Origin of the sequence: Methanobrevibacter sp., from assembly GCF_017432245.1 — an archaeon.
Lineage (GTDB): Archaea > Methanobacteriota > Methanobacteria > Methanobacteriales > Methanobacteriaceae > Methanobrevibacter.
On the sequence record NZ_JAFRJO010000031.1, the window covers coordinates 12142 to 31145 of the forward strand.

At 30.9% G+C, this 19004-nt stretch carries 18 protein-coding genes; 10 read left to right on the top strand and 8 right to left on the bottom strand.

The window, feature by feature from the left end; translation table 11 throughout:
* Positions 1-386 precede the first annotated feature (386 nt).
* On the top strand, positions 387-590 hold the full coding sequence (locus IJI80_RS02735; RefSeq protein ID WP_292787460.1) for a histone: 204 nt from the start codon (positions 387-389) through the stop codon (positions 588-590).
* A 137-nt stretch (positions 591-727) separates the two neighbouring features.
* Here IJI80_RS02735 and IJI80_RS02740 read toward each other — a convergent pair whose 3' ends face one another.
* Both IJI80_RS02740 and IJI80_RS02745 read right to left on the bottom strand, forming a co-directional pair.
* Positions 728-1402 carry a flavodoxin family protein gene (locus tag IJI80_RS02740; RefSeq protein WP_292787461.1) on the bottom strand — a complete coding sequence of 225 codons (675 nt, stop codon included), beginning with the start codon at positions 1400-1402 and terminating at the stop codon, positions 728-730.
* Positions 1403-1544: 142 nt separating this feature from the next.
* Entirely contained in the window at positions 1545-2558 is a 1014-nt protein-coding gene (locus IJI80_RS02745; protein WP_292787462.1) for an SIS domain-containing protein, read from the bottom strand.
* Positions 2559-2756: 198 nt separating this feature from the next.
* Here IJI80_RS02745 and IJI80_RS02750 point away from each other — a divergent pair, with 198 nt between their 5' ends.
* Positions 2757-3422 carry a DUF447 domain-containing protein gene (locus IJI80_RS02750; protein ID WP_292787463.1) on the top strand — a complete coding sequence of 222 codons (666 nt, stop codon included), beginning with the start codon at positions 2757-2759 and terminating at the stop codon, positions 3420-3422.
* Between the two features lie 26 nt (positions 3423-3448).
* Here the strand turns inward: IJI80_RS02750 and ade are convergent, their stop codons facing one another.
* From ade to IJI80_RS02770, 4 genes are all read right to left on the bottom strand, one after another.
* Complete coding sequence (gene ade, locus IJI80_RS02755) at positions 3449-5332, bottom strand: adenine deaminase (protein ID WP_292787464.1); 1884 nt, start codon at positions 5330-5332, stop codon at positions 3449-3451.
* Positions 5333-5455: 123 nt separating this feature from the next.
* Positions 5456-6673 carry a TIGR00300 family protein gene (locus tag IJI80_RS02760; RefSeq protein ID WP_292787466.1) on the bottom strand — a complete coding sequence of 406 codons (1218 nt, stop codon included), beginning with the start codon at positions 6671-6673 and terminating at the stop codon, positions 5456-5458.
* A gap of 269 nt (positions 6674-6942) precedes the next feature.
* A complete protein-coding gene (gene speB, locus IJI80_RS02765) occupies positions 6943-7899 on the bottom strand; it encodes an agmatinase (RefSeq protein ID WP_292787467.1) in 957 nt (318 codons plus the stop codon).
* 242 nt (positions 7900-8141) lie between these two features.
* Positions 8142-8549: a translation initiation factor IF-5A gene (locus IJI80_RS02770; RefSeq protein ID WP_292787468.1), complete on the bottom strand. Its 408-nt coding sequence runs from the start codon at positions 8547-8549 to the stop codon at positions 8142-8144.
* 301 nt (positions 8550-8850) lie between these two features.
* Here IJI80_RS02770 and IJI80_RS02775 point away from each other — a divergent pair, with 301 nt between their 5' ends.
* From IJI80_RS02775 to IJI80_RS02800, 6 genes are all read left to right on the top strand, one after another.
* Complete coding sequence (locus IJI80_RS02775) at positions 8851-9309, top strand: arginine decarboxylase, pyruvoyl-dependent (protein ID WP_292787469.1); 459 nt, start codon at positions 8851-8853, stop codon at positions 9307-9309.
* Positions 9310-9363: 54 nt separating this feature from the next.
* The gene (locus tag IJI80_RS02780; RefSeq protein ID WP_292787471.1) at positions 9364-11235 is read left to right on the top strand and encodes a bifunctional NADP phosphatase/NAD kinase; all 1872 of its coding nucleotides are present in this window, start codon (positions 9364-9366) and stop codon (positions 11233-11235) included.
* 147 nt (positions 11236-11382) lie between these two features.
* Positions 11383-13083 carry a coenzyme F430 synthase gene (cfbE, locus tag IJI80_RS02785; protein WP_292787472.1) on the top strand — a complete coding sequence of 567 codons (1701 nt, stop codon included), beginning with the start codon at positions 11383-11385 and terminating at the stop codon, positions 13081-13083.
* A gap of 188 nt (positions 13084-13271) precedes the next feature.
* The gene (hemC, locus tag IJI80_RS02790; protein ID WP_292787474.1) at positions 13272-14141 is read left to right on the top strand and encodes a hydroxymethylbilane synthase; all 870 of its coding nucleotides are present in this window, start codon (positions 13272-13274) and stop codon (positions 14139-14141) included.
* Between the two features lie 350 nt (positions 14142-14491).
* Positions 14492-15439, top strand: coding sequence for a Gfo/Idh/MocA family oxidoreductase (locus tag IJI80_RS02795; protein WP_292787475.1), 948 nt, complete (start codon positions 14492-14494; stop codon positions 15437-15439).
* A gap of 121 nt (positions 15440-15560) precedes the next feature.
* Positions 15561-16175 (top strand): orotate phosphoribosyltransferase-like protein, encoded by a 615-nt coding sequence (locus IJI80_RS02800; RefSeq protein ID WP_292787476.1) that lies wholly within the window; start codon positions 15561-15563, stop codon positions 16173-16175.
* 86 nt (positions 16176-16261) lie between these two features.
* Here the strand turns inward: IJI80_RS02800 and IJI80_RS02805 are convergent, their stop codons facing one another.
* A complete protein-coding gene (locus tag IJI80_RS02805; protein ID WP_292787477.1) occupies positions 16262-16642 on the bottom strand; it encodes a helix-turn-helix domain-containing protein in 381 nt (126 codons plus the stop codon).
* Between the two features lie 301 nt (positions 16643-16943).
* Between IJI80_RS02805 and IJI80_RS02810 the strand changes: the two genes are divergently transcribed.
* Positions 16944-17348: a pyridoxamine 5'-phosphate oxidase family protein gene (locus tag IJI80_RS02810; protein WP_292787478.1), complete on the top strand. Its 405-nt coding sequence runs from the start codon at positions 16944-16946 to the stop codon at positions 17346-17348.
* Positions 17349-17446: 98 nt separating this feature from the next.
* Here the strand turns inward: IJI80_RS02810 and IJI80_RS02815 are convergent, their stop codons facing one another.
* On the bottom strand, positions 17447-18253 hold the full coding sequence (locus tag IJI80_RS02815; protein WP_292787479.1) for a DUF169 domain-containing protein: 807 nt from the start codon (positions 18251-18253) through the stop codon (positions 17447-17449).
* A 208-nt stretch (positions 18254-18461) separates the two neighbouring features.
* On the opposite strand from IJI80_RS02815, the gene IJI80_RS02820 reads away from it, so the two are divergent.
* Positions 18462-19004: macro domain-containing protein (locus tag IJI80_RS02820; RefSeq protein WP_292787480.1), on the top strand; the 543-nt coding region annotated here is incomplete at its 3' end.

Below are 19004 nucleotides of genomic sequence, written 5' to 3' on the forward strand. Positions count from 1 at the left end.
AATAAATTAATTCGAATATTTATCTCAACCTTTAAAAAGATTAAATTAATTTTTAATCTTTTTAATTTTTTAAATTAACATAAAACACATATTTAACATCTAACTTTTTTTAATTTTTGCAAGATCTTCTTGCAAAAATATTTTTTTAATTTCCTCCATTTTTTTATTAAGTTTTTTATTAAATTTCATATAAATTTCTAAAATTTTGAAATATTATAAATTATTAACTATTTTTATAAAATAAATTTTAAATTCAAATATATTTGAAAAATAAGAATTGACAATATAGATATGGGAATTTAAGAAAATTTAAGTAAAAAAAGGAAAAGTTTTAATACTAAGTAATGATATAATATTACTATACTATTATAACGGAGGTGAAAAATATGGCAATTCCTAAAGCTCCTGTAAATAGGATTATTAAAGAAGCTGGTGCTGAAAGAGTAAGTGATGCAGCTGTAGTTGCATTAGTAGAATACTTAGAAGCTGACGCAGCAGCAGTAGCTAAAAAAGCAATTGAATACGCTAAAATTGCAAAAAGACAAACTGTAAAAGCAGATGATATTGCATTAGCTATCGACAAAGAATAAGTGAATTGACTTATTTTTAACATTATTCAATTAATTTTATTTTATTTTTTTACTATTTTTTTATATTTCTACTATTTTTTTATATTTCTACTATTTTTTTATATTTCTACTATTTTTTTATATATTCCTATTTTTACTCAGTAATTTATTTTCAAACTATCTTGAGCTATTTTTACACCCAAATCATAAGCGTCTTTCAAGTCTATTGGGAAATGTTCCTCTTTTCTTTTAGCTTTCAATTCAGGATCAAATGCATAATTTTCATACTTAGAATAATCAGAAAATTGGAAAGTGTCAAAAACTTTCAGGGAATATGGCCTTGAGTAAAGATTAGATATGGAATTTTCCAGAATGTCAAATTTGTTCCCATAAATCTGATTAAACACTTCTTCTGTAACATTCATGGAATAGATCATCCCAATAGGCATTCTTTTAGGTGCATTAGACTCTCCTCCATAAACCAATGCAGAAAACAGAAACCTTTCCATAAATGACCTAAGTTCCCCTGTTATTTCACCGAAGTAAATTGGACTTCCAAATACAATGCCATCAGAATTCTTGATTTCAGGAAGCAATTCTCTCAAATCATCCTTTATAGGGCACTGAGCATAGTATTTGCCCCCAATTCTTTTGCAGTGAAAACAAGATTTGCATCCTTTAAAATCCAAATCATAAAGACGAATCTGATGAATATTTATATCCTCAATCTGATTGTTTTCTAATTCATCAAAAATCCCTTCACTTGCCTTTTCCAATAATTGTACAGTATTGTATTTCTTTCTTGGACCACCATTAACTATATAAAAATCCATAAGATCACCTTAAAAAAAATATAATTTAGAAGAACTTGAAGAATAAAAAAATAAAAAAAAAGAATAATGAAAATAATCATTAAAAAATGATATTAATAAATATTAATGTAGATTATTAATAAAAAAATGAATAATCAAAGGATTATTCATATCTTACTTTACCAATATGTCTTGTACTACCTGGATCTTCTCCATTGAAATGTGCTAAATAGTAAACAAACCATTCTAAAGGAATTACAAGTGCAAATGGTGCAAGCAATGGATTGATGTCTGCATAATCTTTAAGATTATATATAATTGCATTTGCAGACAATTCATCTCTAGAATTTCTAATAGCTATCTTAGTCAACTCATCACTTTCCAAATCAGCATCCAAGAAAATTAATGGAACATCTTTTTCTGCCCTTTCTATTAAACCATGCCTATATTCTGAGGAATAAAGTGGACAAGCATGCTTGATAGCTCCTTCCATCAACATGGTCATAGCTAATTTATAAGCAAGACCAAAGTTAACACCACTACCTAAACAATAGAATCCTTCTTCATCTTTTAATTCTTCTGCCAATTTCTTATTATCCTCTTCAGTAGTTTTTAGAAGTTCTTCAATTAAATCAGGCATAGCAGATAACTGTTCTAAAATCTCATCCGCTTTATCATAACCTGAAGCGGCAAATAAGATTTGGTAAAGACAAGCCAATTGAGTGATATATGTTTTAGTACCTAGAATAGCTGTTTCAGTATCCCCTAAGGTTATTACAGAATATTTGGCTTCCTTAATCATGGAACTTTCAGGTTCGTTTGAAATGGAAACAGTATCAATGTTAAATTCATTAGCTCTTCTTAAAGCAGCTAAAGTATCTGCAGTTTCACCAGACTGAGAAGTTGCAATAAACAATGAATTTTCACCTTCTGTTAATTTTTTATTATAAACAAATTCATAACCAGTGAAAACTTCAATTCTTAAATCAGATACAGATGCTAAAGCATCTCTAATAGAATAGCAAGTGGAAATAGAACTTCCACAACCAATTAAATAAATAGTATCAACAGACTGTGCTAATTTAGAAATATTAGCCATATTATCCAATTCAGAAGCAAAAGTCCTTCTTAAAGCTTCTGGTTGTTCCATCATTTCATAATACATCTGATATTTCATAAAACCACCTTATAAGTTGAAAAAACACTCTTATAAAATTTTTTTATTAAAATTAAGTTATTAAATCCATTATTTTTAATTTTTAGTTATTTTAATATATTATATATAATTTTATCATTTATACTATAAAAAGTTTATATAATTAATTATTAATAAATACTATTAGCGTTTAAAAACAATTTAATTAGGGGTAAAAAAATGGAAATCGATTTAACAAAAATAGGCATGTATGAAGACCAGCAATATGAAGTTATCATCACTACAATAGATAAGAATGGAAATTCCAATGCAGCACCTTTTGGACTAAGAGTCTTGAATGATAATGAGGTTTTCTTAAGAATTTTTGAAGGTGGAAACACCATTAAAAACATTAAAGACAAAGAAGAATTTATTGTAAATATTACAGCTGATCCATTAATGTTTACCCTTGCAACAACAAATACAATCCCTGACGATTATCTGAGTAGAATCTCTAATAAAACCAAAAGCAATGGCGAATTAGCATATCTAACTGATGCTGATGCCTATTTCATATGCGAAGTTAAAAGCTTGAAAACAAGTTTAAGAGAAGATGATATCAAATCAAGCGATGTGAATTTCATTAAATCAGAAGTGGTTGAACTTAATATTAAGAATAAATGCGTTAAACCATTAAATAGAGCAATTCATGCATTAATTGAAGCATTGGTAAATTATTCCAGAATAAACATCGTAGATGAAGATGCACAAAAATACTTCCTCGAAAGATTTAGAGAATCTGAAAGAATCATTAAAAGAGTAGGAAATGATGAGGAAAAAGAATCTATTCAAATATTAAAGGAAAATTTAATCAGTCAAGGATTTAATATTCTGGAAAATGAATAAAAAAAGATTAAAATAAATAAATTAATTTAAAAATTATGTATTAAATCTATAAATTCAAGCTTATCTACATCAAATAACCCTTGATTGCTTATTTTAAAATGGGGAATTGCAAGCAATGCCATAAATGATAAAGTAGTAAATGGAGAAGTTAGATTACATCCTAATTTATTTACTGCTTCTCTCAGTTTTCTATTTTTTTCTGTTACATAATCAATATCCTTATTGGACATTAGTCCAGCAATTGGCAAATCCAAAACTTCACAAATATTTTCTTCTGAGGAATAAGCAACTAGTCCACCTTGATAATCTCTAATTATGTTAACCACCTTAGCCATATCTTCACTATTGGTTCCTATGACAAAAATATTATGAGAATCATGTGCCACTGACCCTCCAAAAGCTCCGTTTTTTAGATTGAATCCTTTAATGAAACCATTTGTTATATTGTTTCCACCATACCTGTTTAATACAGCAATCTTAACGACATCCTTATTTAAATCCGGTTGGATGACACTATCTTGAACAAGCAGGGTCTCTTCACACTTTTCTGTAATCAAGTCATTATCAAATGCCTTAATCACAAAAACATTAGTTGTCTCATCCATCAATGAATTGGTCCAACTCATTTCCATTTTTGCATCAAAATCTTCAGCTTTGACTTCATCTAAAACAATGCTAGGTTTAGATTCAATGGATTCTGTTTCAAACAAGACCTCCCCCTCATCAACTACAAGCTCTCCATGAACCCACACTTTGCTGACATTCAAGTTTCTTAAGTCATCAACCAAAGCAAAATTTGCAATTCTGCCTTCTTCAATTGCACCACAGTTTAAGCCGTAATGCTCTGCAGGATTGAATGTAACCATTTTAATTGCTTCCTTAGGATTAATGTTTAATGAAACGGCTTTTTTAATAACTTTGTCCAAATGCCCTTGAGACAAGTCTTTTGCATCAATGTCATCACAAACCAAAAGGTCAAATGGTGGAATGGCCATAGCATCATCAATAGTTTCCACAACAACTCTTCCAGCCATTTCCTCTTCAATCAAGTAATTCAATCTATCCTCATAGTTTAAAATAGCATCAATATTCCTTGCAGATGAGCCTTCACGAACCATGATTGTCATGCCAAGACGAGACTTTTCAATAGCTTCTTTAAAACTTGTGCATTCATGGTCAGTTGTAATGCCATATGAAATATATTTTTTCAAGTCTTCACCAGACAACAAAGGAGCATGACCATCAATAGGTTTTCCTAATTCATGAGCCACCTCTATTTTCCTTAAGGCTTCTTCATCTCCAGCTAGAACTTCTTGAAAATTAATTTCCCCTAGAGCAACCATTTCATCACGTTTCAGCAATTCTTCCACATCAGAACTGGTAATTACTGCTCCAGAGTTGTCAAAACTTGTAGCTGGAACACAGGAAGGAACAGCATAATAAAAATCAAATGGTGCATTATTTCCATCTTCTACCATCCAATCAATACCCTCAATTCCTAAAATATTTGCAATTTCATGAGGATCCGCCACTACAGAAGTGGTTCCATAAGGCAATACCGCTTTAGCGAAATTGGAAGGGGATAGTTTTGAACTTTCAATGTGAATATGGGAATCAATGAATCCTGGAATTAAAATGCCATCATAATCCAAGTCAAGTTCGTCATCATCATCAGCAATGATTGGAATGACCTCCTTAAAGAGACCATCTTCAATAACGATTTCTGCAGGGTAAACTTCTCCGAATTCTACATTAAGATACTTTGCAGTGATTATAAGGTCTCCTTCAGGATCTTCTGCATCTTCAATGATTATATCTGCAATCTCCAATTCTGAAAGTTCCATATCATCAATACCATCTACAGAGATTATAATTTCATTCCCATCCACATCTATAATTCTTTCATCCATATTGACACCAATTGATAAAATTAAGTAAATTATTAAAAAATAATACAAATTTAAAATACTAAATGATTAAAAATAATTGAGAATAATTAAAAAAATAAAAAAAAGAAAAAAGAATAAAATAATTCATTCATGCAATGCATTGTATAAAACTGGCAAGAATGCACCTACATCAGTAACAATACCAACAACTTGTGCACTGCCTCTATCTGCAAGTTTAGTAACAGTAGATGGGTTAATGTCTACACAAATACTTTTTACTCTTGAAGGCAATAAATTACCAGTTGCTATGGAATGCAACATAGTTGAAATCATAATGACCATGTCGACTTCCTGAGCATACTTACGCATTAGCTTTTGGGATTCAACAGTATCTGTAATTACATCAGGAAGAGGTCCGTCATCACGAATGGATCCTGCCAATACGAATGGAACATCGTTTTTAATACATTCATACATGATTCCACTTTTTAAGGTTCCATCTTCAACAGCTTCCCTGATTGAACCTGAATTATTGATTCTGTTGATTGCTCTCATATGGTGAGTGTGACCATGAGCTACAACTTCACCTGTTTTTACATTTACACCAAGGGAAGTTCCGAATTGATCACATTCAATATCGTGAGTGGCCAATGCATTTCCTGCAAAGATAACATCAATGAATCCTTCCTTAATAAGCTGTGCAACAATTCCTGCAGAGCCAGTGTGAACAATAGCTGGCCCTCCAACAAGAGCTATTTTTCCCCCATTTGCTTTTACATTTTTAATTTCAGTTGCCACATCATTAATGATGCTCATCATTGGCTTTTCAGAAGAAACTTCACTGTTCATGAATTCGAATACGCCTTGCTTACCTCTTGATCTTTGAGGTGGTGTGATTTTTACTCCTTCTCTACCAACGACAATCAAGTCTCCTTTCTTAATGTCTGCAATTGGCTTGCATCTAGCAGTCTTGTTTTCCTCATCAATAACGATAAGGCAATCCATTTCAATTTCTTCTACAAGAATCCATTCACCTTTGTAGTAAATATGAGTAACATGATGGCTTGTTGAATAAAAACCTTCTGGAGCAACTTGATCTTTTGGAGAAGGCACTAAGTTTACCTCTTCAATTTCAGATATTGAAACCCCAATAAAGTTAAGTTCATCAAGAATAGAATTTAAAATATCGGGAGATTCCGCTGAAACCATTATTTTAGCTTTACTAGTATCAGATTTGCGTTTTCCTATATCAAACTCTAGTATATCAAAGTCTCCACCATTATCCATGATAATATCCATGGTTTTAGGAAGAGTTAAAGAATCAATGATATGACCAGATAATTCTATTTCTCTCTTATACATCAAAAATCTCCTTAATTTTTTATAATTTTGTAAAATTGATTAATAATTTTTTTATTTTTGTAAAAATGACTTGTAATAATTTTAATTTAACTTATATGTAAATAATAAATTATAATTAAGATATGTGTTTAAGTAATATTTATATTATTTGTTATATAATAATTCTGAATAAAATAGTGAAAAATAATTTATATTAAAACTTGAATGATTGAAAATAAATGGTTGGAATAATAATTGGATGATGATTGAAATTAAATGATTTAAAAGATTTAAGCAAACAATGTCAAAAAATCGTGAATCATTTTAGCTGCAAGAACAGCAGTGATATCTCCTAATTTATCACTTGCGACCTCAACAAGGTCAAATCCTATAATATCAATCGCTTCATTATTTGCCAATGCATCAAAAATGTTTTCAATATCAACAGGATGCAATCCATTTGGAGTTGGATTTCCTACAGATGGTGCAAATGCAGGGTCAATTACATCCATATCGATAGAAATATAGACTTTTCCTTGTATTGAATCAAGCTTTTCCAAAAGAATATCAAAATCATTAAAAAGGTCTTTCGCTAAAAAGCTGCTGATGTTCTCTTCACCTTCAACAAATTCCTTTTCTTCAATGGAAAATGATCTGATTCCAATTTGAATCAATTCTTTAGGATTTAGATCATGAACTCTTCTCATGATTGTGGCATGTGAATCCTTTTCTCCAATATAAGTGTCAATAATATCTCTATGAGCATCTAAATGGATGATGGTGATGTCAGATAAATCATTATTCTCTTCCAAATCAGCTAATGCCTTTATAGGTCCAATGCTTACGCTATGCTCACCACCAATTATAATCGGATTAATATTGGATTCAATTAGCTCTCCTACAGCATCTTCAAGGCAGTCACAAGTTTTTCTGCAATTTCCATGAACAACATTCAAGTCACCACAGTCATAAAATTCCCCATCCAAAAACTTTTCGAATGTTGAATTGTATTGCTCAAATCCAAATGATGCCTCTCTAATGATTGTTGGACCATATCTTGAACCATGATGATAGGAACAAGTGCTGTCAAAGGGAACTCCAATAATTCCCCATCTTTTAGAAGCATTAGAATCATTAGAAGCATTAGAATCATTAGAATCATTAGAATCACCATTATCTAAATTGTTTAAATCTATAGATTCCTCTGAAAAAGCAAATTTCCATGGCTCATAAGTATTGAAAAGCATTTTATCACTTGATTAAATATATGTATATAATTCTTATTTTTGAATTTATCTTGAAAAATAATTAATTAATTGATTAATTGATAGCTTTGAAAAATCTCAGTTAATCAAGTAATTAATTAAAAATAGAATAAATAAAAAATAAAAAAAGTTGATTTGATTTTAGATTTGATTTGATTTGACTTGAAAAAAGATTGAAACGGGATTTTATAAAAATCCCTGAAAAATGTAAAAAAACTAAAAAATTATACTTTTTTAGTTCTCATGATTTTCATATTGCCTAAAGCAATGATATATTCTACACCTAAATCAGTACCTACAGCACCTCTGATTTCTTCATCGAATTCAGCAGGTATAGGTAATTCAAAGGTTTCGAAAGTTTCTAAGTCCATGATTTGAACTTGGTCACCCATAACAGCTAAAATTTGACCGATTCTTTTGTCAAGAATAGGTACTTCCACTTTAGTGTCTACAGGTTTTACTAAACTTCTTTTTTGACCATCAAAAATACCAACAGCTTCTAATCTTGCTTTTGCAGCTCCATGTTTACCAGGAGATGAAGTGGTTAAGCTAGTTACTTTAGAAGCTTCTCCGTCTAATACAATATATTTTCCGACTTTTACGGTTTTAAGTTCTACAACTTTGGTTGACATTAAAATAACCTCACAATAATAATTAAAAATAAATTTAATAGAAATTTATTTATTTAATTTTCATTTTTTTGAAATTAAATACGATTAACCTAATAAAATATAGATTAATACTATATTAATTTAAAATTATATATAAACTTTCGTATGAAAAATAATCCAAAAGAGAATATCCTGAATAATATTTTATAAATTAATATATTATAAAAGATAAATATTATTTAAGATAAAAAATTTTTAAATCAAATGATAAAAAAATAATATGAAAATAATTATTAAGAAATTTTTAAAATAAAGTGGTAAAATGAGAATAGCTATTGTTTCAGGTTCAAGCGAAGGTCCAACAGAATTGAATGCTTTTGATAATGCTTTATATGAAGCGGAAATAGGTGATGTGAACTTAATAAAGGTTTCAAGCATGCTAGGAGCTAATGCTAAAGTGGAAAAATTGCCTAAATTGAAAGCGGGATCTATGGTGAACTGCGTTTTATCAAGCTTAACTTCCAGTAATAGAGGTGATGAACTTATTGCTTGCATTGCAGTAGCTATTGGTGAAGAATTGGGATGTGTTGTTGAGGCAAACGGAACCAATCAGAACCCAGAAGACATAAAGAACGAAGCAATAGAAATGGTAAAGTACATGATGGATAAGCGTGATGTAAAAATCAAGGAATTGATTGTAGAGGAAGCACATCATACCGTTAAGGAAATAGGATCTGCAATAGCTGCAGTCATTTACATTACAGATGATATTTTAGAATAATAATATTATAACAATTATGAATTTAAGCCAAGAAAACAATATTGAGAGGATAGGATGAATCAAGAGGATATAGATATTTGCAGAAACATTGCAACCACAGTTTTTGAAAAAGTGGAAAATCTCCTTGAAGGACAAGTTGGAAATCCAAAAGCAGGAGAATTTGTTAAAATAGGTGCAGACGGTACCCCTACATCTTATATCGATATCATAGCCGAAGATGAGGTAATCAAACTCCTTAAAGATGCTGATTTTGAGTCTTATTTGATTAGTGAAGAAATAGGAGAACTTAAACTAGGAAAAGGAAAACAGGAAGCAATCAGTCTTAGTGAAGAATTGCTTAATAACATTCCAAAAACTAAAAAGGAAAGGGAAGAGCAAGACAAACCTAAATTTATTTTCCTAATCGACCCTCTTGATGGAACAAGCAATGCAATTAAGAACATTCCAGCATATGGTATGTCCATTGCAGTGGCTAATGTGCCAGAAGGAAGAGAAGCAACATTGAATGACGTTCAACTTGGATTTGTAAAGAATTATGCTAATGGAAACTTCTATGAAGCCATTAAAGGAAACGGGGCAAAAAGAAATGGAGAGCCAATGACTCCAAGCAGTGAAACTGACTTGACAAAAATAAGCCTTGGAGGGTTCACCAAAAGTAAGACATTATCCGTATCCAAGTTAGTGGACACCGCAAGAAGGATGAGAGTATTAGGTTCTGTAGTATTGGAACTTGCTTATGTTGCAAGTGGAAAGTACGATGCATTTCTTGATTTGAGAGGAAGTAGAATCATCGATATTGCTGCTTCAAAGCTTATTGTGGAAGAGGCAGGAGCTATTGTAACCGATAAGTATGGTGAGAAATTAGACAGCAGATTAAGCATTTACGAAAAGGCAGTTGTTGTAAGTGCAGGAAATCCCGATTTGCATAATCAAATAATCAAAATCATCAATAACGATGAATTGGATAAAATCCAAAGTGTTGCTATCGTCAGTAGAGTCGACGAGTATAAATCAGTATTGTTTTCACTTAAAATCTTTGAAACATTGATTCAAAAGAATATGGAAACTGTTATTGAATCATCTCTTGCAGAAAAGCTAGAGGAGATTAAAGAAAATCCAGAACTCCACAAAATCATTGCAAAAACAATGAATGAAACCCCGGAGATTGCAAAGCACATTGAAAGCTTGAACTTCAACTACAACTTCAGGGATTATGCGAAGGAGTTGAATGAACTTAGAACAGATATGGCAATCATACTTGGAGGAGATGGGACCCTCCTTAGAACCCAAAACCAATTGACCAAGGAAATTCCGATTTTTGGAATCAATATGGGTACTGTAGGATTCTTGACAGAAATTGAAGTTGAAAACACTTTTGAAGCTCTTGATGCGATCTTGGATGGTGAATGGTCTAAAGAGAAAAGAACACAAATCATCATTTCCCACGAAAACCAAACATTCCGTGCATTGAATGAAGTAGTTATAATGACTGCAAGACCTGCTAAAATGCTTCATTATGAGATTTCCGTAGACGGAGAAGTTGTAGAGGAATTAAGGGCAGATGGATTGATTATCTCTACACCAAGTGGTTCTACAGCTTATTCAATGTCTGCAGGTGGACCTATTGTAGACCCTAAAGTAGGTGCATTCATTATAGTGCCAATTTGTCCATATAAATTGGGAGTTAGGCCATTTGTTGTATCTGATGCAAGTGAAATCAGGATCAAACTCCTTAAAAGAGGTAAAAAAGCAATATTCGTAATGGATGGGCAAGTTCAAAAAGAAGTGAACTATATGGAAGAGCTCGTTATCAAAAAATCCGAAAAAGATGTTTACTTCATGAGAATCAATAAGAAATACTTCTATAAGAAAGTTAAGGATAAACTTAATGAAGGAGGATTAGACAGCATCAATAGAGTATTATAAATGCTCAAACTAATCTTTCCATTTATTTATTTTTTAAAAACCAATCCTATTTTTTTTTAATGTGAAATTTATACAATATTTAATAGAATTATTTAATAGAATTATTTAATAGAATTATTTAATAAAATTATTTAAAGATGTGAAACAATGAATGTTTTTTTAGTTGATTTGACACATGGAGGAGTCAAAATATCCTCAGAACTTGCCAAATCAGGAAATTATGAAAATGTATTTGCCTATGACTTATACAATACATTGAAAAGTGAAGATGAGAATCTTTTAATCACTTATGATGTGGATATCATAAAAGATTTGCACTCATTTAAAAATCAGCTAAAATTGAATTCAATGCAAAGGATTGTAGAAAAAAGAGGAAAAGAGGAAGAAGCGGAAATAAAAGAAGAACTATGGGAAGAAATAGAAGAAAAAGACTTAATAATCAATCCTATTCACTCATCATTAAACATTGAAGAATTATTGCTTGAAATAGCTGATCTGATTGACTCAAATGATGAAATCATATTTAACCAATATGATATTATCAACCATCATCAAGCTACAGAACTTGTTTTATCCCTTTGGAAAGAGGAAACAATTAATCAGGATATCAAAACCATTGAAATAACTGGGGTTAAAGGAAAAACAAGTGTTGCATTCCTCTTAAAGGAAATATTTTTAGAAAACAATAAAGACACATTACTCTTATCCAGTTTAGGAGCTTATTTATTTAGAAAAAATGATGAGAATGAACAAAAACTTATTTTACAAAAGGATATTAGCATAACTCCTGCAAATATCATAAACACCATTCAACTTGCTAAAAAGATAGCAAATCCTAAATGCAGTACATTTCCAATATGCGATAAGAATCTTGATCTGGATGAAAGAATAGAAGAAAATGAGATTCTTGAAGAATTTAACGAAAATCCATATGCTGATATGAATTATGAAATGGCAATATTTGAAAATTCATTAGGAATTTGCGGTTTGGCAGACATTGGAATCTTGACTAATCTGGTTGAAAACTATTCCATTGCAAAAGGCAAATCCGATGCAAGATACGCTAAAAGACAAGTATTCAAATCTCCTTCAGTGGTGATAGAATATGAAACATTGAATGAATTCTATCCCACTGAAAAAGAGGAATTCAAAGATAGAATCAATAGTTTCTCACTACATGATATTGATGCAAATGTTTACTGCGAATCCATTGATTATGATATTGATAACACATGTGCAAAGGTCATTTATCATGACTTAAGAACTATTGATGGGAAATTAATAAATGGTGAAATGAGGATGGATTGCTTTGCACCTGGACCTCATCATATTCTAAATGTTTTAGCAGCTGCAACAACTGCATTAGCATTAGGCATAGATGAAGAAACAATCAAAAATGCTTTATCAAACTTTAAAGGAATCGATGGGAGAACAAATGTAAGAGAAATCGATGCTGAAAATGGCTTAAGGATTATTGAAGAAATCAATCCAGGCATCAATACAAAAGCCATCGAAAGTACAATAAACATGATAAAGGACATTGACAATTATTATATCATCATTGGTGGAAAGTATGGAGTCACATGTGAAGAGATAGATGAAGAGAAGCTATCTAAATTCTTACACGAATACTTAACTCATAATCCGAACACTAACTTAATATTAACTGACGAGCTTGGAAAGAGTTTAGATAATAAAATAAGTTCATTAAATGATAAAGAGGATGAAAATAGATTTGAAATGCAATTTATTGAAGATTATCAAGAAGCTCAAAACATAGCAATAGATAATAATAAAAATATCCTATTTATCTATAGATCCAATTACTCACAAGTTTCTAAACGTTAAAATTAAAAAAAATATTAAATAAAAAATATTAAAAATTTAATTAATTTTATTAAGAATAATTTACAAAATTAATATGTTAAAGATTAAAACAATGATTTAATCACAATTTAATCAATAGAATCTATTAAATCAATTAAATCAATTTTATAAATTCACAAATTTTCATATAAAAAGCTAAGGCGAATCAAATGATTGTTGGAACTAGAGGAAGTAAACTTGCACTTGTACAGACAGACTATATCAGAAGCTGTTTATACAATATCACTGGAGAAGAAGTAGAAAAGAATATCATAAAGACCAAAGGGGACAAAATCACAAACTCCCAATTATATAATATGGATTCTAAAGGACTTTTTACAAGAGAACTTGACAATGCACTACTTGATGAAGAGGTTGATTTTGCTGTACACAGCCTAAAGGATGTGCCAACCGAATTGAACGAAGATCTTGAAATTGTTGCAGTTCCTCCAAGAGAAAGTCCTAACGAAGTGTTAATCTCAAACTACAGCTGGAGCGAACTTGAAGAAGGTTCAACCCTTGGAACAAGCAGCTTGAGAAGAGAAGCATTCTGCAAACTCCATGACAAGGACTTTGAGTTAAAGCCAATCAGGGGAAATGTGGAAACAAGAATCAAAAAGGTCATGGATGGAGAAGTAGATGCAACAATCATGGCAGAAGCTGGATTAAATAGGTTAGGCCTTCAAAAATACATCAAAACCAAGTTCCCAACAGATTACATAATGCCTGCAGCAGGTCAAGGCGCTTTAGCAGTTATAACCAGAAAAGACAGTGAATTTAAAGAGACAATTGCCAAATTAAACCACTATTTCTCATTCCAGGAAGTGCTTGCTGAAAAGACCATCCTTGAAGAGATAGGTGTAGGTTGCCAATGGCCAATTGGAGCAATAGCCGGAATAAAAAACAACAAGTTAGAACTCAATTCCCTCTTGCTTGATAAAAATGGAGAGATATTATATCAGGAAACCATTAATGGAAGCATTAGAGAAGCTGAGGAAATGGGACGAAAAATCGGTAGAAATATGCTCGAATTCCTTTAGAATAGCTAAAATGAATGGCTAAAATGTTTTGAATTATATTTTAAAATATTTAATTATTTTAATATTTTTTAATAGATAAATGCATTTCATGAAAAAACTTGAATTTTCATGAAATCAAAAGTTTATCAAAATTTGAAAATTAGTTAAAAATTCTTAAAAATATATTTATCCTATTTTTTACATTATTTTAAGAAAATTAACTATTATTTATTCTTTATTTTAAAAAATAATCAAATTAATGACTATTTTCATAATTATTAAGAAAAAATTATATGAAAAAATATAAAATATTAATAATATTTATAAGTTATAAGACACAAAAATATAGTTGAATAATTGGAGGAATATCTTTGAGAACTATAAATGTTGGAGTTATAGGTGTAGGTGCAATGGGATATAACCATGCACGTGTATATTCGAAATTGGAAAATGCCAATCTCGTGGCAGTGGCTGATGTAGTAAAGCCAACCTTAGACAAAGTTGTAAAGAAATACAAGACAAAAGGCTACTCTGAAATCGAAGCATTATTAAAAGATCCTGAAATTGAAGCAGTAAGCGTATGTGTACCAACAACCTTCCACCACGAAGTTGTTATGGAAGCTATTAAACATGGAAAACACGTTTTGGTGGAAAAACCAATTGCATTTACTGCTGAAGAAGCTGAAGAAATGATTAAAGCTGCAAAAGATGCAGGGGTAAAACTTGCAACAGGACATGTTGAAAGATTTAATCCTGCAGTGCAAAAAGCTAAAGAGCTTATTGAAAATGAAGTAATCGGTGACTTGGTAACAATTTCAGCTAAAAGAGTAGGTCCTTTCCCACCAAGAATCAAGGATGTGGGAGTAGCTATTGATCTTGCAATTCACGATTTAGATGTAATGAACTTCTTGATTGAAGCACCTGTCAAACAGGTTTATGCTACTATGAGCAGTATTTTAGATCAATCTGACTTTGAAGACCATGCAGAAATCATGATTAGCTTTGATGAAGACATTACAGGTATTTTAGAAGTGAACTGGTTAACTCCATACAAACGTAGACAAATTGAAATTACTGGTACTGATGGAATAATTACCATTGATTACATAGACCAAAGCATTGAAGTTTATGGTAAATTTGCACAAGATATCCAAATCAAACCAGTAGAGCCATTAAGTGAAGAATTAAATTCATTCCTATGTAAAATTGAAGCAGACGAAGAACCTGAAATTACTGGTGAAGATGGGCTTAAAGCTCTTAAAATGGTTCTTGCAGCAAACAAATCATCTAAAGAACACAGCCCAATCAATTTTAGATAGAATTTAATTTTTTAATTCAAAATTTTTCCATTCATTATTAATAAAAACTAAATAACTCAAAGATTCCTAAAATGTTTAACTAAAAATATTAAAAAAAATTTATGATTAATGAGGTAAAAAAATGAACCAAGATCTTATTAACAGAGCTCAGGAACTTAGAAACCATGGATTCACAACTGGTGAAATAGCTGATGAGCTTAATGTATCAATGGATACTGCACAATGGTTAACTTTACAGAGAAAAGAAGAGCCTGCACAAACAGAAGCACCTGTTGACATTGCAATTAACTGGAACAGTTTAGGTGGAAGTGCAAGCAGACTCAGATATGTTGCAGCAGCTTTAAGTGACATTGCATTGAAACATGGTGAAATCGACCTTGTTGTAGGAATTGCAACCAGTGGAGTTCCATTTGCAACCATGATGGCTGATGTAATTGAAGAATTGACTGGAACCACAACCTGCATATCTATATTCCACCCTAAAAAACACAGAACCAACCCAGCTAACAGCGATGAAGGGGCTATAAGCAGCAACTTTGGTACTGTAGAAGGCAAAAGAATAGTTATTGTTGATGACGTAACTACCAGCGGTGACACTATTACTGATGTAATTAAAGTAGTTAAAGATCATGGTGGAAATCCAATCGTGGTAACTGTTTTAATTGATAAATCAGGACTCGAAGAAGTAGACGGAGTCCCAATCGAATCATTAATTAAAGTAAGTCAATTAAGATAATTAACTTACTTCTTTTTTTCTTTTTTAAACTTTTAAATTATTCTAATATTTTAACTTTTTATAGTCCAATACACTATTTTTTGTTTTTAATCATCAATATTTAAAGTAGTTTTAAACAAATCAATTATCTCATCCCGTTTATTGTCTGTAGGAGATTCATCTTTTTCTAATGTAAACATTGCTAATTCATAAATGATTCTATTCATTCTTTTTCCTTCATTTGTTAAGAAATATTCAGTAACTTTAGAATTATCCTCAAAGGTCTTTTTACCAATTAACCCATTGGATTCCAAATCCTTTAAACAATCTGTTAAAACTTTATTGCTTAAATCTGGCTTATCTTCTTTAAACTCCTTAAATCTCTTTTTGCCAAAAAATAAGTCTCTTATGATTTGGATATGCCATTTTTTACTGAATAATTTTAAAGACTGATCCACAGGACAAACATTACCTTCTAATTTAGCCATAAAAATCTCTCTTTTTAAAATACAATGAAAATAGTTATTAAACTTTCTCCATTTTATAATCTATAAATTATTATTTTTAAACTTAATTAGAAATATTTTATTTTAAATCATTTAAATAATTTTAGTTACCAAAAAGTAACAAAGCATAAAAAAGTTACTAAATAGTAACTAAAGCTCATTATGTTACTTTTTGGTTACAAAACATTTATATTAATCTTAAAACAACCTCTAATTAGCGTTAAACAAAAAACGTCTAAAATAAAGTCAAAATAAAACTTTAAAAAATTTCGGAGATGAGAAAATGGAAGAAGTAATTAAATTCTTAACTGAAAACCCACAACAATATTTAGCGACTACTGGACTTGATGGAAATGCAAAAGTAAGACCTATCCTTTTCTATTTTGCAGAAGACAATAAACCTTATTTCTGTACCAGTAACCAAAAACCAATGTATAAAGAATTAGAAGCAAACCCTAACTTTGAAATGACTGCAGCTACTCCTGAGTTCCAATGGATTAGAATTGCAGGAAAAGTTGAATTTGTTGATGATTTAGAAATCAAGCAAAAAGTAATTGATGCAAATGACCTTGTAAAAGCATTATATGAAAGCGGAGACAACCCAATCTTTGAAGTGTTCACAATTGCTAAAGGTAAAGCAACAATCGCTGACTTTTCAGGAGAACCCCCAAAAACTTTTGAAATATAAATAAGAGTTACTTATTTATTTTTCACATTTTTTTAATTTTAAAAAATAATAAAATAATAAGAAAAAACTAATTTGAATAATAAAAAAGAAAAATATATTTATTTGTTTCCAAAGTCATCCCAAAAGTGAGTTTGGAAAACACTATTTTTACTCAATTCCTCTAATTTTAGGAACAATTTCCAAGGCATGGATAAGTTCATGTAATCATCTGGAATCAATCTTCTCATATGAGCTCTTGCTGCAAAGTCAAGTGGACTCAAGACAGGTACAGGATCATCACTATCATTTTGCTCAAAAGTGAATGCGCCAATAGCTTGACATGCAGATGCCTGTGGAGTCATGATGTGAGCACTTTCAGCCCTGAATGAGCCATTCAATTGAAGTATTGCAGATAGTTCCATAGTGTTTAATGTAAAGACAACAGAATCTGGAATTTCACCTTCTTCAAGAAGTTCTATCGGCTTAAAGATTACATACTGCCCTTCATCATATAAAGGTCTGTTCTTTATGTTTTCATATGCAGTATCAAAATCTGAAAAGATTCTCTCACCCTTTTTAAACATTTCTGCAGTAGGTTTTGGCATAAAGCTTAACCTATGTAGAAATGCTTCCTTATCCTTAGCAGACTCTACACCTAAAGATAAAAAGGTGGCTTGAAACGCTCTATCTTCATCAGTCTTGAATCCAGTTCCCCAACCAAAACCTGCAGATACTCCTCCACAAGTAATGTTTTCACGACCAAAAGCAGTGACTTTCCTTTTTGCTATGGCTTGTGCAACTAAAGACATTACACAGCCGCCTCTACCTGCCTTAGGAGCCAATGCATCCTCTGGCTTTTCATCAGCTTTAATTAAGACAATAGGGTCAAATTGACCGTTTAATTCCTTTACAATATTGAATTCCATTTTAAAACAACCCTTAAATTATTTTTATAATTAATTCTAGATTTATGCAATGAAATATAAAGATTTTACTATTTAAAGGAAGAATAAGGATTATTAATTAAATTAAGTATTTCTATAAAAAATCAAGTTACTTCCCAGTTACAAAAAAGATTTAAATATATGCGAACAATAATAATATAAGAAAGAAAGATGAATCATGAGGTTAAAGATGAAAGAATTTGATAAAAACATTGAAATAGATTTTCTAATAAATGAATTGATTTCCACCAATGAAAGAATAGATAATGATATGGAAATCCCTAATGACTACGAAGAGAAAAGAAAATTGCTTAGAGCATTGATGAATATACAAACTCCAGTTCAATTAAGTGATGAATTTTATGAGATACAAGACCAAATCCTCAGTGAAGAAACAAATAATAAGGATTTGATTTCATGTATGGACATAAATCCGATTAGTCAAAATCCTAATGAAATAAATTCAAAAATAGCATTGTGGCAAGGAGACATAACTTGCCTTAAGGTGGATGCAATTGTAAATGCTGCAAATGGACAAATGTTAGGTTGCTTCATTCCACTGCACAACTGCATTGACAATCAAATTCATTCAGCTGCAGGATTCCAGTTAAGAATGGATTGCTATAAGATCATGCAAAATCAAGGGCATGAAGAGGCAAATGGAAATGCAAAAATCACATCAGCCTATAACCTCCCTTCAAAATATGTCATTCATACTGTAGGCCCAGCAATA

What these genes read in the sequence shown, in the direction of transcription:
- IJI80_RS02760 (WP_292787466.1), bottom strand. Translation starts at nt 6,673, where the DNA reads ATGTATAAGAGAGAAATAGAATTATCTGGTCATATCATTGATTCTTTA.
- cfbE (WP_292787472.1), top strand. Translation starts at nt 11,383, where the DNA reads ATGAATGTTTTTTTAGTTGATTTGACACATGGAGGAGTCAAAATATCC.
- speB (WP_292787467.1), bottom strand. Translation starts at nt 7,899, where the DNA reads ATGCTTTTCAATACTTATGAGCCATGGAAATTTGCTTTTTCAGAGGAA.
- ade (WP_292787464.1), bottom strand. Translation starts at nt 5,332, where the DNA reads ATGGATGAAAGAATTATAGATGTGGATGGGAATGAAATTATAATCTCT.
- IJI80_RS02780 (WP_292787471.1), top strand. Translation starts at nt 9,364, where the DNA reads ATGAATCAAGAGGATATAGATATTTGCAGAAACATTGCAACCACAGTT.
- IJI80_RS02810 (WP_292787478.1), top strand. Translation starts at nt 16,944, where the DNA reads ATGGAAGAAGTAATTAAATTCTTAACTGAAAACCCACAACAATATTTA.
- IJI80_RS02815 (WP_292787479.1), bottom strand. Translation starts at nt 18,253, where the DNA reads ATGGAATTCAATATTGTAAAGGAATTAAACGGTCAATTTGACCCTATT.
- IJI80_RS02740 (WP_292787461.1), bottom strand. Translation starts at nt 1,402, where the DNA reads ATGGATTTTTATATAGTTAATGGTGGTCCAAGAAAGAAATACAATACT.
- IJI80_RS02770 (WP_292787468.1), bottom strand. Translation starts at nt 8,549, where the DNA reads ATGTCAACCAAAGTTGTAGAACTTAAAACCGTAAAAGTCGGAAAATAT.
- IJI80_RS02800 (WP_292787476.1), top strand. Translation starts at nt 15,561, where the DNA reads ATGAACCAAGATCTTATTAACAGAGCTCAGGAACTTAGAAACCATGGA.
- IJI80_RS02735 (WP_292787460.1), top strand. Translation starts at nt 387, where the DNA reads ATGGCAATTCCTAAAGCTCCTGTAAATAGGATTATTAAAGAAGCTGGT.
- hemC (WP_292787474.1), top strand. Translation starts at nt 13,272, where the DNA reads ATGATTGTTGGAACTAGAGGAAGTAAACTTGCACTTGTACAGACAGAC.
- IJI80_RS02805 (WP_292787477.1), bottom strand. Translation starts at nt 16,642, where the DNA reads ATGGCTAAATTAGAAGGTAATGTTTGTCCTGTGGATCAGTCTTTAAAA.
- IJI80_RS02745 (WP_292787462.1), bottom strand. Translation starts at nt 2,558, where the DNA reads ATGAAATATCAGATGTATTATGAAATGATGGAACAACCAGAAGCTTTA.
- IJI80_RS02775 (WP_292787469.1), top strand. Translation starts at nt 8,851, where the DNA reads ATGAGAATAGCTATTGTTTCAGGTTCAAGCGAAGGTCCAACAGAATTG.
- IJI80_RS02750 (WP_292787463.1), top strand. Translation starts at nt 2,757, where the DNA reads ATGGAAATCGATTTAACAAAAATAGGCATGTATGAAGACCAGCAATAT.